The 15,112-nt window shown below is 67.0% G+C and carries 15 protein-coding genes; 7 read left to right on the top strand and 8 right to left on the bottom strand.

The window, feature by feature from the left end; genetic code table 11:
* The first annotated feature begins 43 nt into the window (after positions 1-43).
* Positions 44-658 (top strand): TIGR03086 family metal-binding protein, encoded by a 615-nt coding sequence (locus tag OG819_RS19330; RefSeq protein ID WP_266650612.1) that lies wholly within the window; start codon positions 44-46, stop codon positions 656-658.
* Positions 659-768: 110 nt separating this feature from the next.
* On the opposite strand, the gene OG819_RS19335 is transcribed toward OG819_RS19330, so the two are convergent.
* The 7 genes from OG819_RS19335 to OG819_RS19365 form a co-directional block, all read right to left on the bottom strand.
* Positions 769-2,469 (bottom strand): tryptophan 7-halogenase, encoded by a 1,701-nt coding sequence (locus tag OG819_RS19335; RefSeq protein ID WP_266650614.1) that lies wholly within the window; start codon positions 2,467-2,469, stop codon positions 769-771.
* A gap of 120 nt (positions 2,470-2,589) precedes the next feature.
* Positions 2,590-4,065 (bottom strand): FAD-dependent monooxygenase, encoded by a 1,476-nt coding sequence (locus OG819_RS19340; RefSeq protein WP_266650616.1) that lies wholly within the window; start codon positions 4,063-4,065, stop codon positions 2,590-2,592.
* Positions 4,066-4,268: 203 nt separating this feature from the next.
* Entirely contained in the window at positions 4,269-4,658 is a 390-nt protein-coding gene (locus OG819_RS19345; RefSeq protein WP_266650619.1) for a TIGR03618 family F420-dependent PPOX class oxidoreductase, read from the bottom strand.
* Positions 4,659-4,668: 10 nt separating this feature from the next.
* Entirely contained in the window at positions 4,669-6,156 is a 1,488-nt protein-coding gene (locus OG819_RS19350) for an MFS transporter (protein ID WP_266650622.1), read from the bottom strand.
* A 188-nt stretch (positions 6,157-6,344) separates the two neighbouring features.
* Positions 6,345-6,839, bottom strand: coding sequence for a flavin reductase family protein (locus OG819_RS19355; RefSeq protein ID WP_266650624.1), 495 nt, complete (start codon positions 6,837-6,839; stop codon positions 6,345-6,347).
* A gap of 44 nt (positions 6,840-6,883) precedes the next feature.
* Positions 6,884-8,185 carry a cation:proton antiporter gene (locus OG819_RS19360; RefSeq protein ID WP_266650626.1) on the bottom strand — a complete coding sequence of 434 codons (1,302 nt, stop codon included), beginning with the start codon at positions 8,183-8,185 and terminating at the stop codon, positions 6,884-6,886.
* Complete coding sequence (locus OG819_RS19365) at positions 8,182-8,622, bottom strand: nuclear transport factor 2 family protein (RefSeq protein ID WP_266650628.1); 441 nt, start codon at positions 8,620-8,622, stop codon at positions 8,182-8,184. The genes OG819_RS19360 and OG819_RS19365 overlap by 4 nt, the downstream gene beginning before the upstream one ends.
* 354 nt (positions 8,623-8,976) lie before the next feature.
* Between OG819_RS19365 and OG819_RS19370 the strand changes: the two genes are divergently transcribed.
* Together OG819_RS19370 and OG819_RS19375 are read left to right on the top strand one after the other, a co-directional pair.
* Positions 8,977-9,576, top strand: coding sequence for an antibiotic biosynthesis monooxygenase (locus OG819_RS19370; protein ID WP_266650630.1), 600 nt, complete (start codon positions 8,977-8,979; stop codon positions 9,574-9,576).
* A gap of 95 nt (positions 9,577-9,671) precedes the next feature.
* Positions 9,672-10,337 (top strand): response regulator transcription factor, encoded by a 666-nt coding sequence (locus OG819_RS19375; RefSeq protein ID WP_323139352.1) that lies wholly within the window; start codon positions 9,672-9,674, stop codon positions 10,335-10,337.
* Between the two features lie 115 nt (positions 10,338-10,452).
* Here the strand turns inward: OG819_RS19375 and OG819_RS19380 are convergent, their stop codons facing one another.
* Positions 10,453-11,145: a ScbR family autoregulator-binding transcription factor gene (locus OG819_RS19380; protein ID WP_266650634.1), complete on the bottom strand. Its 693-nt coding sequence runs from the start codon at positions 11,143-11,145 to the stop codon at positions 10,453-10,455.
* A 246-nt stretch (positions 11,146-11,391) separates the two neighbouring features.
* Here OG819_RS19380 and OG819_RS19385 point away from each other — a divergent pair, with 246 nt between their 5' ends.
* The 4 genes from OG819_RS19385 (at position 11,392) to OG819_RS19400 (ending at position 15,049) form a co-directional block, all read left to right on the top strand.
* Positions 11,392-12,264 (top strand): ScbA/BarX family gamma-butyrolactone biosynthesis protein, encoded by an 873-nt coding sequence (locus OG819_RS19385; protein ID WP_266652745.1) that lies wholly within the window; start codon positions 11,392-11,394, stop codon positions 12,262-12,264.
* A complete protein-coding gene (locus OG819_RS19390) occupies positions 12,261-13,193 on the top strand; it encodes an NAD-dependent epimerase/dehydratase family protein (RefSeq protein ID WP_266650636.1) in 933 nt (310 codons plus the stop codon). Before OG819_RS19385 ends, OG819_RS19390 begins: the two co-directional genes overlap by 4 nt.
* A gap of 100 nt (positions 13,194-13,293) precedes the next feature.
* Complete coding sequence (locus OG819_RS19395) at positions 13,294-13,671, top strand: helix-turn-helix domain-containing protein (protein WP_266652747.1); 378 nt, start codon at positions 13,294-13,296, stop codon at positions 13,669-13,671.
* A 226-nt stretch (positions 13,672-13,897) separates the two neighbouring features.
* On the top strand, positions 13,898-15,049 hold the full coding sequence (locus OG819_RS19400; protein ID WP_323139353.1) for a nucleotide disphospho-sugar-binding domain-containing protein: 1,152 nt from the start codon (positions 13,898-13,900) through the stop codon (positions 15,047-15,049).
* Positions 15,050-15,112 lie beyond the last annotated feature (63 nt).

The following is a 15,112-nucleotide window of genomic DNA, read 5'->3' on the forward strand; positions in this document are numbered from 1 at the left end:
AAATAGGCCAGAGGGTGGCCTCTTTTATCTCCAGACTGGTGTCATGACTGAAAGCACCGACACCGCCCAGGCCTCCACCAGCTCCGCGCCGAGTGACCCCCGTACGTCTCTGATGAAGGCCGTCGCCCTCGCCGGACGGACGCTCGCCGCGATCCGCCCCGAGCAGTACGACAGCGCCACCCCTTGTCCTGAATACGATGTGCGCGCGCTGTCCAACCACCTTGTCTCCGTCCTGCGCCGGGTGGCGGTGGTCGGCGCGGGCGGCGAGTTCTTCAGCGTTCCCCACTTCGCGGAGGACGTCGCCGACGGCGACTGGGCCGTCGCCTGGGACGCCGCCGCCGGTGACGTCGACGCCGTGTGGTCCGACCCGGCGGTCCTGGACCTCCAGGTCAGCCTGCCGTGGGGCTCGTTCACCGGTTCGGCCATGGCCCTGTCCTACACAACGGAGTTCACCCTGCACACCTGGGACCTGGCCACCGCGACCGGCCAGAGCCCGGAGTGGGACCCGGAGGTGCTGGCGGGTCCGCTCGCCACCATGCGCCAGACCGTGCCGGCCCAGCCGCGCGGCAACCCCGTGCCGTTCGGTCCGGTAGTCGAGGTCCCCGAGGACGCCCCTGACATCGACAAGGTCGTGGGCTGGCACGGCCGCCGGCCCTGACCCCAGTACCAGCGGAGGCCGCCGGCGGATGCCGGCGGCCTCTTGGCGTTCTGTCTCTCGGTCGGGGACGGGACCGTGCCTCTCACGTCGGGGACGAGAGGCGACTGGCCTCAGACCACCTTCTTGCCCTTGACCGCTGACTTGACCATGCCGGACAGCATGGCGCGGCCGAGGGCCCGCATCTCCTGCGGTGCCTGGGTGTTGGCCCACCACATGAACTTCATCATGGTGGGCGTGCTGGCACGGAAGTAGCGGTGGTTCTCGTCGTCCTTCCAGCCGAAGGGCGTATTGATCACGTCGCAGTCCCGGATGGCCTGGAAGACGATGTCGGCCGCGGTGTCGCCGTCCAGTGTGCCGGCCTCGTACTTCTCGCAGGTTTCGGCGGTGATGTCGAGGAGGTGCTTGAAGCTGGAGCTGTCGGGCCACCACAGGCCGGGGTAGGCGGCGTTCTCCAGGTCCTTGAAGTGCTGCTCGTTGCCGTCCAGTTGATAGTCCTGCCGTGCTCGGAGCAGGCGCATGGTGGCCGGTGTGGTGAACGACGCCCAGACCCGGAACACCGCGTTCCAGAGCCGGAAGTGCGAGAACGAGATGTACGAGGCGTTCACGAGCTCGTCGTTGTAGTGGAGCAGCCCCTGCTCCAGCTCCTCGACGTACTCGAAGCGGTCCACGGAGAAGTCGTCCTCGCGGATGGCGTCGAGGAGCCGGCCGGCGAGTGCGTCGACCACCTCGAAGGTGTTGGAGAGGCCGCGGGAGTACAGCGGGTCGATGAACCCGGCCGCGTGGGACATCAGGCACCAGCGGTGGCCGATGGTCTTCTTGGAGGAGTACTGCAGCCGGTCCGTGGACACCCACTCGCGGACCCGCTTGGCGCCCTCGAACTGGCGTTTCACGGCGGGATACTGATCCAGGTAGTGGTTGAACTCCTCGTCGGGAGTCATGTCCTGGGGCTTGGGGTACAGACGCTCGTCGAAGGTGAGCCCGACGCTGCACAGCGGGTTCTTCGAGTCCTTGTAGTTGTCGAACGGAATGATCCAGAACCAGCCCCGCTCGATCAGGTGGTGCAGGGTCCCGCCATGGAAGGGGGCCTCGGCCGGCGGGAGGAGGTTCTCGGGGTAGTTGCAGACCTCGTCGTACGGTTTGATCCCGACGTAGTGGGTGAACAGCGAGCGCGCGTGGTGCTTGTGACGCGGCGGGTTCTCCCGCAGATCGAACTTCTGTGCCAGGGGCGAGCGAAAGCCGCTGGCGTCGATGAGGAACTTGACGCGGAACACCTCGCCGTTCTGCCCGGTGACCGTGACAGCGTCGTCGTCGAAGTCCAGGGAGGTCGCGCGCCAGTTCTGCCGCAGCGTGCAGCCGTACTTCGCGGCCACACTCAGGTAGTAGGAGTCGGTGTCCTGCCGGTAGAGGTGACTGGCCTCCGTCAGCATCTTGGGGATGACGAACATGGTGGCTTCGCGCGGGTCGGGCTCGCGCCCTTTCTTGTGCGTGACGAAGCCGAAGCTCTGCTTCCTGCCGTGGTGCGGGCCGATGTTCTCGGTGACGGCCTTGATGTCGAGAAGGTGCTTGATCTCGGGCACGTCGTAGCGCACGGCCAGGTTGTGCAGCCACTCCACCAGCTGCGGGTTCTGCGACTCCCCGACCGCGAACCGCGGGTGCTGGCCCGCGTCGACGAGCAGCACCTTCGCACCCTGGCGCGCCAGGATGGCGCCGGTGATCGAGCCCGCCAGGCCCGAACCCAGGATCGCGACATCGTATTCGGGCGCCTTGTGGGCCTCGGGGGCTTCGTTCGTTGCCTCAGCCTTGCGGGTCAAGCTGCTCTCCTCTTCTCGATGTCCCGCGGCGCGATCTTCCGCGCCGCGGTCTGAGGTATGGCCGATCAGGTTGAGGAATCACTGGGAGCACACCGCGAGGTGTGCGTACGGGACACGGACTCAAACGCCCTGGAGGGGACGGCCGAACCAGCGGGTGAGGGCGTCGGCGAGGCCGTCGGCGGAGCTGCCGGCCTCGCCCCAGGCGATATAGCCGTCAGGACGCACCAGCAGGTTGGCCGCGGGCGCCGCGGGGTCGTGGCGGGCCGCGGTGACGACATCGATACGGTCGCTCCACCTGGCAGCGATCTCGCGCAGTCCGGGGCTGTCGTGGAGGTCGAGCAGCAGGCCGCGCCCCTTGTGCAGCAGCTCGTAGGTGGTCGATTTCTCCTCCCCGATCAGCAGCTCCTGGTCGGGCAGCCGTCGGCCGAGAAGCGGGTGGTGGCCAGGGCCGACGTCATAGGTGATGTCGAGGCCCGTGACCATTCCCACGAGGTGGCGCTGCACTTCGTCGAGCCGCACCAACTCGGTGAAGACGTCACGAAGCGGCTGCATCTCCGGCCCGCCGAGGTAGAGAGAGCGCTGCACCAGGGTGTTGGCGACAATGCGGGCTCCCACCGGGTGCCGCTCGCTGTGGTAGGTGTCGAGAAGTCCGGCAGGGGCGTGGCCCTTGACCTCGGCGGCGAGCTTCCACGCCAGATTGACGACGTCGCCCACTCCGGCGCTGATGCCCTGGGCGCCGATGGGAAGGTGGATGTGCGCTGCGTCGCCGGCCAAGAAGATCCGGCCGCGACGGTATGCGACCGCCTGGCGGCTGGAGTCGGTGAAGTAGCTCGTCCACAGCGGCGTAGCGCCGTGGATGTCCTCACCGGTGACGCGCTGGAAGGAGTCGGCCACCTCGTCGAAGGCGGGCGGCTCCTGGGTCTCGCGTACCCCGGCGTTCCGCTCGAAGACGACGACGCGGGTGGCCTTCGGGCCCAGGGGAAGCACCACGACCATGCCGGCCTCGCCGACCTCGCCGGTGGGGCGGAGGCGGAGCTCGACGCCGGTCAGATCGGCCATCTTCATCTCGATGGTCGCGTCGGTGCCCGGGAAGTCGATGCCGGCCAGTCGGCGGACGATGCTGCGCGCCCCGTCGCACCCCACGACGTAGGCCGCGCGCAGGCGCTTCGGGCCCTCGGGCGTGGTGAGTTCGACCTCGACGCTTTCGTCGTAGGTGTCGAGTCCGACGACCTCGTGGCCCCGGCGCACCGTGGCGCCGAGCCCGCCGGCCCAGTCGGCCAGGATGGATTCCGTGAACGACTGGGGGACACCGCGGACACCGAAGTTGCCGCCTTCGATGATGCGGTAATCAATGGGCAGGCCGCCGAAGTGACCGATCGGGATGGTGCCGAGTTCGCCGAACTGAGGCAGTAGCCCGCGTTGGCCGAACTCCTCGATGGTGCGTGCTGAGAATCCAAGGGCCCTCGACTGCTGCATGGGCTCGGCCAGCCGGTCGACGGTGATCACCGAAAGGCCGGCCAGTCGCAGTTCGCCTGCGAGCATGAGTCCGGAAGGGCCCGCGCCAACGACGATTACATCCGCATCGAAGCTATCCATCTTCCCTCTTCCGACTGGCGTTTCCTCCAGTATTCCGAGGGCGTCGCACGAGATAAATGGGCGCGGCTTCAGGGCTCTGACAAGTTCGTCAAATCTGCTACAGCTACTTCAGTCGAAGGGCAGAACGCGGCAGGGGGTGCAGATACGTGATGGCGCCGGGAACGAATTCCCGGCGCCATCACGTATGCGCTTGTCCGTCGCTGCTAGTAGAGGCCCATCGCTCGGTCGACCGCTATCTCGATCACTACCAGACCCGGCGGATCCGGGGGCGGACACCAGTACCGCTTCGCATAGCGGCGTGCGCCTTCGACGACCCGTTGTGGATCGGTGGACACCGTGGCGGTGCCCTCAAGGGTGATCCAGCGGTGCCCCGCCGCTTGGCAGACCGCGACGCGACTGCCGGGGCGGGTCAACAGATTCCTGGCCTTCTGGCGCGAGGCGGCGGTCATGACCCGCGCCAATCCGGCGTCGGCGTCCCAGGTGAAGCGGACCGGTGCCACATGGGGCGAGCCGTCGGGGCGGAGAGTGGTCAGGGTGCACAGGTGGTTCTCGGCCAGGAAGGCCTCGGCCGGGGCCGACAGGGGTAGGGACATTGGTCGTCCTTCAGGCCGCGGGGATGCCGTCGTGCTCCGACGTCCTCATCATGGGCAGCAGCAGCGCGATGAGGATCGCGCCCACGGAGAACCAGAACCCGACGATGAAGGCGTGGTGGAAGACGCGCGTACGGGCCTCCCGTACGAGGTCGGGATCACCGTGGGCCCACTTCTCCAGGCTGCGGGTGTTGCTGAAGGCGATGGTGGCGGCGATGGCGACGCCGAAGGCGCCTCCCGCCTCCTGGCTCGTGCTGATGAGCCCCGCGGCCAGTCCGGCCTCGTTCTTCTCGACTCCGGTGAACGCGGCGATCTGCAACGGCACGAAGGAGACGCCGAGGCCCAGCCCGACGGTGAGGAAGGCCGGCAGCACATGGGTCAGGTAGGTGCTGTCCGAGGGCAGCCGCCAGAGCATCAGCATGCCTGCGGCGGTGAAGGCGAGACCGCTGAGGAGAACCGGCTTGGCCGGGACCTTGGTGATCAGTTGCGAGGAGACGCCCGCGCCGACCGCTGTGATCAGGGCGAGTGGGGCGTAGGCCAGGCCGGTCCTGATCGGCGTGTATTCCAGGACCCCCTGCATGAAGAGGCTCGCGAAGAAGAACAGCGTCACCAGGGTGCCGAACAGAAGGATGGCGACGATGTTGGCCATGGTCAGCACCTTGCGCCGGAAGATGCGGAGCGGGATCAGGGGCGACTGCGCCCGCTGTTCCACCAGGATGAAGGCGACCAGCAGGACGGCTGCGACGGCCAGGCTGCCGAGGCTGCGGGCGGATGCCCAGCCCACGTCGATGGTCTGCCCAAGGGTGTAGATGGTGAGCACCAGGGTTCCGGTGAGGAGGACGGCACCGACCGTGTCGAAGGACTTGCGGCGCTCCTCGGAGCGGCTCTCGGGCAGGACGAAAGGAGCCGCGATCGCGGCCGCCACACCGATCGGTACGTTGACGAAGAAGATCCAGCGCCAGCCGGGCCCCTCCGTGAAGAGACCGCCCAGAATGACACCGGCGACGGACGAGATACCACCCATCGCACCCCACACACCGAGGGCCTTGTTGCGCTCGGGGCCCTCGGCGAACGTGTTGGTCAGCAGGCTGAGTGCGGCCGGAGCGATGAACGCCGCTCCGAGACCCTGCACCGCGCGGGCGGTGATGAGCAAGAAGGTGCCCTGGGCGAGGCCCGCGCAGAGGGAGGCCACGGCGAACGTGATCAGGCCGGTCTGCAGAATGCGTCGACGCCCGAATGCGTCGGCGAGGCGGCCACCCAGCAGCAGGAATCCGCCGAGGACCGTTCCGTAACCCGTCACGATGTACTGCAAATAGGCTTCGGAGATGTTGAGGTCATCCTCGATCGTCGGCAGAGCGACGTTCACGACCGTTACGTCGAGAAACGTCATGAGTCCGGCAACGCAGAGGAATGCCAGAATCAGGCCCGGGCGACGGGCCACCTGAGGCTGTGCCGCGTTTGATGTCTCGGGCGGACTGGACAAGGACTCTGGGATCGACATGGCAATTCCTGGCGGTTAGTGGGTTTGATAATTCGGCACGAAGGGCGCAGAAATGTGGCGAGTGCCGAATCCGGGGGAGTTATTGCGTCGTCCCAGCGACGCTAGCATCCGCAGGCAAGTAGGTACCTAGGGGAAAGTGACTTACCTGGAGGTGGATCGAGGCGCGGCAGGGCCCCTGCGAACCACGGTCAGCTTGCGAGTTCGCCGTCCAGCGCGCGTATGGAGCCCCGGTAGAAGATCAGCGGATCCTCGTCCTGGCCCGCCGCGCCCAGTCCGACGACTTCACCGAGCACGATCGTGTGGTCGCCGCCGTCGTACTCCTCGACCAGCCGGCAGGAGAGGTAGGCCAGAGCCCCGCTCAGGACCGGCAGGCCGTCCGCGGTCCGGTGGTGTGGCACGTCCTCGACCTTCGCGGACTCCCGGCCGGCGAATGCCCAGGCGAGCGACTCCTGTTGGCGCGTCAGGAAGTTGACGACAAAGCCACCCGACTGCTGGATCGGTGAACGCAGCCGGGAGTGCTGATGCAAGCAGAACAGCACCAGCGGCGGTTCCAGCGACACCGAGGTGAAGGAGTTGACCGTCGTCCCGGCCGAACTGCCGGGCGTGCCGGTGGTGATGACCGTGACGCCGGTGGCGAAGTGCGCGCACACACGGCGCAGCGCGGCACCTTCGATCGGCTGCATCTGATGCGATGACTGCTGTGCGGGAATCACGAAAGCCCTCTCGCTCAGGTACGCGGGCCGCTGAAGTCCGCGACGGGTTGTTCGGGCAGCGGCGTGGCCAGGGCCTCACGTTTGGACAGCAGTGGACCCGCCATCGCGGTCGTGACAAGCGCCATGATCACGAGCATGGTGAACATGCGCCCGTCGAGGACGCCCAGGCTCACAGCCGCGTTGAGGATGATGAGTTCGGTCAGTCCTCGGGTGTTCATGAGGAGGCCGAGGTCCTTGGACTCGCGCCAGGAAAGCCCGGAGAGCCGGGCCGGAACGATCGCGCCGAGCAGCTTGCCCGCACAGGCGACAGCGATGAGCAGTGCGAGCGCGAGACAGTCGCCCTTGGTCAGGGCGCTGATATCAACGCCCAGTCCGGTGACGATGAAGAACACCGGAAGGAGCACCAGGCCCACGTTGTCGATCGGCTTGCGCAGATGCTGGGCCAGCACCCTTGCCGGTTCGCGGGGCATCACGAAGCCGAACAGGAAGGCGCCGAAGATGGCGTGGATGCCGATCCAGGACGTCAGCCACGAGGACAGGAAGACGCCCGCGCACAGCAGCATGAGCAAGGGCGACCAGCGTTCGACGCTCGCCCAGCGCCAGATCAGCCGCGTGAGGAGCGGTCGGACCGCGAGGAGCATCAGCGCCACGTAACCGACACTGAGAGCGCCGATCCGTGCCAGGCTCGCGTAGTCGCCGTCCGCGCTGACCAGGGCAGAGACATAGGCCAGCAGGCACCACGCGAGCACGTCGTCTATGGCGGCGCTGGCCAGGGCGAGGGTTCCCACCCGGGTGTCCATCAGCTTGTTGTCGGTGAGGATCCGGGCCAGCACCGGGAACGCGGTCACTGACATCGCCGTACCCATGAAGGTGGCGAAGGCGGCGAACGATATGTGGTGCCCGGCAACCGTCGAATGGTGCGGATAGAGCATGGTCGCGACGGCCACGCCGAGGCCGAAGGCGATCGCGATGGAGGAGAGGGAGACCCCGGCGGCCAGGCCGGCGTGCGGCTTGACGAGCCGCTTTTCGAACTCCCAGCCCACGACGAACATGAAGAGGACCAAGCCCACTTGGGACACCGCCGACAGCAGCGGCCGGACGTCGGCGGGGAAGACGACCTGCGGCAGGTTGCCAGGCAGTCGGCCGAGGACGCTGGGGCCGAGCATGATGCCGGCGGCGATCTCCCCGATGACGACAGGTTGGCGCAGCCGCCGTGCGAACCGGCCGAGCACAAGCCCCGTCAGGAGTACGACGGCTATGTCGGCCAGCATGATCGCTGTCTGCATGTCCTGGGGCGCCGCCGCCGTGGTGATCACCGGTCCTCCCCGGCGCGGGGCGGGCTGCCGGTCATCCAGACCACGCGGAAATCGAGCGCGGCAAGTCGCCAACCGCCGCTTGTGCGGAGGGCTTCGCCGGTGACCAGGGTGCCGGTCACGAAGAGCGGCTCGGCCGCCGTGCCGGGACGGTGAACGTGCGTGGAGACGAGGTTGGCCCGCAGACAGGCCCGGTCGTCGTCGACGAGATCGACGACCGTGGGCGAGTTGAGATGCTGCGTCCGCTCGAACATGGCCAGGGCGTCGCGGTGATAGGCGGCGAGGCCGTTGATGCCTTGGTGGCGGCTCATCGGGAACTCGATGCGTGCGTCCTCGGTGAACAGGGTCGCGGCCCACTCATCGTCGAGCTTGTCGTCATCGAGGTTTATGAGATAACGGTCGAGCAGGGCGCCTATGGCGACTGACTTGACTGACTGCATTGCTCAATCATGGAGTCGTTTCCGGCGGCTCTCCAAGGTCGTTTGTCAAAGACTTGACGCTGCTGCAGAAGATCTGAAGACCCTCCGGAAGACTTGACGATCGTGCTGTAAGTCTTGAACCGCGCCCACTTTCTCTTGGCAAGGCACCTTTGCCATGCTGCTCTGGGCACACCGGCCGAAGGGGCGAGCGCCGGACCGGGCGGCGCCCCAATTCTCGCGGAGATCGGCTTCGCAGAATTCCACTTCAGGAAGAAGGAAGAATGCCGAAGATAGCGGCAGACGGTCAGCACCTGACCGTTCTCAATCTGCTTCTCGACGGACGCCCCCGAGAAGCAGGAGAGCCTGCTCGGGGCCATGCGGGAGATCGTGGACGCTGCGGCCTATCCGGGCTGGATCTCCAGCACCGTCCACAGCGGCGAGGAAAAGCCGGGCACCGCCAACTTCATCCAGTGGCGCAGCACCGAAGACCTGGAAGCCCGATATGCCGGGGAGGAGTTCAAGCACCGTACGCTGCCGCTCTTCCGCGAGATCACGACATCGATCCGGCTGCTGCAGAACGAGGTGGTCTTCACCCAGCAGAAGCCCGCCCTGGGTGGCGTGACCGAGGTCTCCCCCGACCGGGACGACTACACGGTCATCGAGGTCCTGGGTGTCGCGGAGGAGAACCAGGAGGACCTGCTCGACGCCCTCGGCCCGTCCCAGGAGTGGCTGCTGGACGTACCGGGTTACCGCACCCACACCGTCCTGCGCGGTCTGCGGGCGCGTGGACTGGATGGCTCCTTCGTCGTGTCGTACGAGCAGTGGGACGACAAGGAGTCCTACGACGCCTTCCGCGCTCAGGCGGAGAGCGAGCGGTCCGCCGCCCGCCAGAAGTCCGACGCCCGAGTGGACGCTCTCGCGACCTCCCGCGACTGGAACACCTACCGCGTCGTCCACACGCGGTCTGCCGGTTAGTAGACAGTCCGATCCGCTCAGGCGGGGGTGCGGCCGACGCCTCGGCGCCGGCCACATCCCCGTCAGGCATGTTGTGCCTCGGCGTGGAGTTGACGATGCGTGTTCTCGTAGTTGAATCCGACGATCAAGCCGCCGACTCCCTGGTCGGCCGGTTGGGCAGAACAGGACACAGAGCCCGTCGCGTCCATTCGGGCAGAGCCGCTCTCAGAAGCTGGGAGGAGGCCGATCTGGTGCTCCTCGATCTCGGCCTCCCCGACCTGGACGGGCTGGAGGTCTGCCGAGAGATCCGCGCCAAGAGCAACACCCCCGTCATCACCTTCACTTCGGGCGGCACCGAGCTCGACCGGGTGCTGAGCCTGCAGGCCGGCGCGGACGACTGCCTGGTCAAACCGTACGGCTATCGGGAGCTCGTGGCCCGGATGGAGGCGGTCATGCGCCGTGCGATGTCGTGGTCGACGACGTCCGCCATCTCCCGCGGTTCGCTGTACATCGACCCGTGCAGCCGCCAAGTACGGGTGGGCGAGCGGGTCGTCGAGGTCACCCGGAAGGAGTTCGACCTCCTCTATCTGCTCGCCTCGCTTCCGGAGACCGCGATGTCGCGAAAAGATCTCATGGCGAAGGTGTGGGCGGACGAGTGGGCCAGCTCCAGTCGCACCATTGACACGCATGTGAGCGCCCTGCGCGGCAAGCTCGGCGACAGTGACTGGATCATCACCGTCCGGGGGGTCGGATACCGCCTGGGCGGGGGCCCGGAGAGCTGAGAACCGTACGTGGTGCCCGGCCACCGAGTGCTCTGCCGCTCGGTTTCCGGATGTGCGGTATGGAATGTGCCCCGGTCAGGAGCCGCCACGGTGACTCATGATCCGGCCAAGATCCTCAGCACTGGTCCTTGTCCGCCTCTTCCCCCTTGTTCTCTTGCCTCTCGGCCGCAGCCGCCGCCTGCATCGAGGTCAGCACCCGCTGGGCGCGGTCTTCGGAGATGTCGAGCATGGCGAGCACGGGTGGCAGGGCGATGCTCGGTAGTACATAGTGCAGCAGCCTTGAGATTCGGTGCTCCAAATCCTTTCGCTCGCAAAGGACTTGGGATAGCTCCTGGATGCCGGAGAAGGCGCCGGCCAGCATCTGGGCAGCCTCCTCGGGATCGACGTACGGCAGGAGCTCGCCCTGTTTCTGCGCCTCGACCAGCAGGGTTGCAAGTCGGTCTATCCATGAACGGAACGGCAGAACCCGGTCCAGTCCACCGCCCCACTGGGCCATCGCCAGTCCGACGCTCGCACGTACCAGCGGCTCGTGGCGCAGCCGGTGGGCCATCATCATGCCCTGGTCCACCAGCTCCTGAAGCTTCGTCACCTGTGGGGGCAGAGGTTCGAAGTCCAGCTGCGCCTCCATCACCCCGTGGGCCAGCTCCTCCTTCGAGGCGAAGTGGAAGTAGAGGGCTCCCTTGGTCACGCCGGCCCGCGCGAGGATCTCGCTGAGGGTGGCAGAGCCGTAGCCGCGCTCATCGAAGACGGCGGCGGCCGCCAGCAGGATCGACTCTCGAGTCTGAATCGCTCGGGTTTGTCTGGCCATCGGCTCTACGCCTGCCTCTCGAGGTGAATGTGATCCCGGATACACCGATGGGACTGTAGAGAAATCAGGTCGGTCGGTATCTTACTCTGGGGGCGAGGTGCTCCCGCATGGAAGCCACAGGGGGTATTGTCCGTGGTACAGGCCGGTATGTCCGCACATGCGACGCAGAGTGAGACCGAACCGCCTGGTCTCCAACCACCGAGGATACCTGCGCAGAAATACTGGAGAACCGACGTCTCGTCCGAACTGGTTCACCGATCCGACCCCAGTGACATCTTTCCCACCGGCTGGTCCAGATGCGGCGACAACAATTTCTGCGTGTCGGCCCAGTGGCCCGGCCCCCATCGCTTCTTCGCCGTCGCCTCCGGCCTTGACCAGGATCCTCTGCTGATAGCCGAGACCATGCGGCAGACGACGATGATGCTGGCCCACGCGGAGTTCGGAGTCCCCGTCGACGACCACTTCGTGATGTGGGACCTGGAGTACAGCGCCGTGGTTCCGGGATTCGGCCTGGACACCGCGTCGGGGAAGGTCCTGATCGACGTGACCTACTCGGACGTTCGGCGGCGTGGCCGGGGTATCGCCGGTATGCGAGTCGCGTTGCGCTTCTACCGCGACGGGGCCCTCCTGGCTACCAGCTCCGGCCGTGTCAGCTGCACTTCGGCGCGTGCGTACCGCCGGATCCGACGGGACCGCCTGGACGTGGTGGGCCGCCCGATACGGTTGCTGCCCGGCCTGGCGCCGAGCATGGTGGGTCGTACCGCGGACGCCGACGTGGTGCTGGCGCCGACGCCCCAACCGCAGCTGTGGCGGCTGCGGTTGGACACCACCAACCCGACCCTGTTCAGGCGGCCGAACGACCATGTTCCCGGCATCGTGCTGCTGGAGGCGGCCCGTCAGGCAGCCGTCGCCGCGGCTCCAGGCCAGGGGTTCCTCCCGACGTCGGCGGAGATCGCCTTCCACCGATACGTCGAACTCGACTGCCCCTGCTGGATAGAGGCAGAGCTCGCCCCGTCCGCCGACGGCTGCGGGACCACCGTCCGAGTACGGGGACAGCAGGACGGCAAGCCGGTGTTCACCAGCGAACTCACCCACGTACATCAGGGCGGCCGCTCTTGACCAGGCACATCCTCATCACCGGGGCGAGCGGTTTCGTCGGCAGACAGGTGGTGGCGGCGGCGCGCGCCGTTCCCGGAGTCCGGCTGCGTCTGATGGAGCACCGGGCTTCGTTGGACGGGGCCGGCGCCGGATCCGGTGCGGAGATCGTGCGGGGGGACCTCGAGTCCGGCGAGTCGCTGCGCGGCATGTGCGACGGGGTCGACGCCGTGATCCACTGCGCCTCGCGGATCAACGGGGACGAGCAGACGACCCGGACCGTCAACGACCTCGGAACCCGTGCCCTGGTCGACGAGGCGGTACGCGCGGGCGTCGGCCGCACCGTCTATCTGAGTACGGCAGCCGTGTACGGCCGTGGCCCGTTCACGGCACTGGTCCCGGGCCGGGCACCGCTCGCCCCGGGGTCGCCCACCAGCGTCACCCGTGCCGCAGCGGAGAATCACGTCCTGGCGGCCGGTGGGACAGTGCTGCGGCCGCACCTCGTCTACGGCGAGGGAGACCGCTGGGTGATACCGGGCCTGGTCACGCTGCTGCGGAAACTGTCCGCCGGTCCGACCGGGTGCCCCGCCCGGCACTCCATGATCGATGTGCGGGTGCTGGGCCGGGCCTTGCTCTCCGCGGCGCTCTCGCCCGCGGAGACGGCGGGTGTCCATCACGTCAACCACCCAGATCCGGTCACCTCTTCCGATCTCATCGAGACGGCTGCCATCGAGCTCGGACTGCCACGGCCGATCGCTGATGTGGGTCTGGACACCGCTCGGGCACGACTCGCCGACTTCCCTCGTGCCCTGCACTATCTCCAACTGCTCACCGTGGAGCACTGGTTCGCCGACGACCGGGTCTGGCAGCTGCTCGACTGCGATCCCGGCGACGGCTTCACGAAGGACTTCCCGCGGCATGCCGATTGGTACAGGGGCTTCCTGACATCCTGAGTATCGTGGCTTACCAAAGGAAAGCGACTTCCCTGGAGGCGGTATGTCCTACACCCCCGTGCCCCGGACGGCCGTTACCGAACCGGACGATTCGTCCGCCATGGAGGTGACGACGGCCGCGCCGGGCCAGGCGTGCACCATCGGACCGGTCGTCGACATCGTCTTCAGCCGGTGGACGACCCCGATCCTGTGGACCCTGCACTCCTTCGGACGGCAGCGCTTCGTGGAGCTCGAACGCCAGATCGGCACCATCACGTCCAAGGTGCTGACGCAGCGGCTGCGCCAGATGGAGCGGGACGGCCTGGTGCTGCGCACCTACCACCCGGAGGTGCCGCCGCGGGTCGAGTACGAGATCAGCGATCTCGGGAGGAGTCTCTCGCCCCTGTTCGCGGTACTCGCCGACTGGTCCCGGCACAACCTGGACCGGGTCGAGCAGGCCCGACACGACTACGACGCAGGCGGGGGCCGCCGCCCCTGAGCGAGCGCGCCCCGTCCGGCGTCCGGGAACTATCCGGCCGGATGAACTGACGGGGCGTCAATAGATATCCGATTTGACATTTCCCGTACAGAGTTGACAAATATCTGAACTGAATTCCATTTACTGCGCCAGGTGGCCCTCGCATAATTGTGAGTGCTGCCGCGCCCCGCTTATGTGCCGCGGCAATTGTCGTCGCATGTGTGAAGGGTGGAATACAGTGCGGGTAATGGTGGCGTCATCCCCGGGTGTTGGTCACATATTTCCCACGATTCCCACGGCCTGGGCGCTGCGAGCCGCGGGTCATGAAGTCGTCGTGGCCATGAGCGGTCGTACGGACAGGGCCGTGGGCGCCGGGTTGCCAGTGGTCGATGTATCGCCGGGCGTGGACTACGACAAGCTGCAGATGGAGTTCGTGCAACGTAACCCGGAAATGATGCTGAAGCCCCGGGAAAATAAGGACGGGGAATCCGGGGCAGATGATTTCCAATTCGAGAACATAGCCCGGCTGTTCGCTGAAGTCAGTGCGCCCACCGTGGACCGGACAGTGGAACTCGCGCGGCAGTGGCGCCCGGACGCCATCCTCTACACGCCGGTGCACGGCACTGGTCCGCTGGCCGCGGCCGCGGTGGGTGTGCCTGCCGTGATGCAGGGATTCAACATGGTGCTCGGCTCGGAGATGACTTCCGCGATCGCACAGTCGATGTCCGCGCACTATGAGCGTCACGGGCTCGCCTCGGACGATGTGAAGCCCGCCGCGATCCTGGATGTGGCGCCGCCGAGCCTGCGGCGCCAGTACGACGAGCAGGACAACGTGTGGCCGATCCGGTATCTGCCGTACAACGGAGGCGGCGTGCTGCCCCAGTGGCTGAACGAGCCGCGGAAGCGGCCCCGGGTCACGGTCACCCTCGGCTCGACGGTCCCCGGAGTCGGCGGAATCGATCTGCTGCAGCGATTCGTCGAGGCGGCGGGCACCATGGACGCCGAGTTCGTGCTGGCGCTCGCCGGCGCCGACCTCTCGCGTCTCGGTGAGCTGCCGGACAATTTGGTCCCGGTCGACTGGGTACCGCTGGCGCAGCTGCTGGCGGTGTCGGACGCGGTGATCCACCACGGCGGCGGGGGTTCCACGCTGACCGCGGCCGCCGCGGGTGTGCCGCAGTACGTCGTGCCGCACGGCGGCGACAACTTCGTACACGCCAAGCTGATCCGCGCACGTGGTCTCGGCGACGAGCTGACGCCGAGCGGACTCGACGAACAGCGCCTCGCGGAACTGATCGAGGACGGCCCCATGCGGGCGGCAGCCCGGGAGGTCGCCGCCGAAATGCAGGTGCAGGACACCTTCAGCGCGCTGATTCCGAAGCTGGTCGACCTGACGCGCTGACCTTCGTGCAAGAAGGCGTCGGCCGCGGGTTCCTGTAATCGATCGCTGCGAGGAGAAAACTCT

The sequence above is a fragment of the Streptomyces sp. NBC_01549 genome (genome assembly GCF_026339955.1).
Taxonomy (GTDB): domain Bacteria; phylum Actinomycetota; class Actinomycetes; order Streptomycetales; family Streptomycetaceae; genus Streptomyces.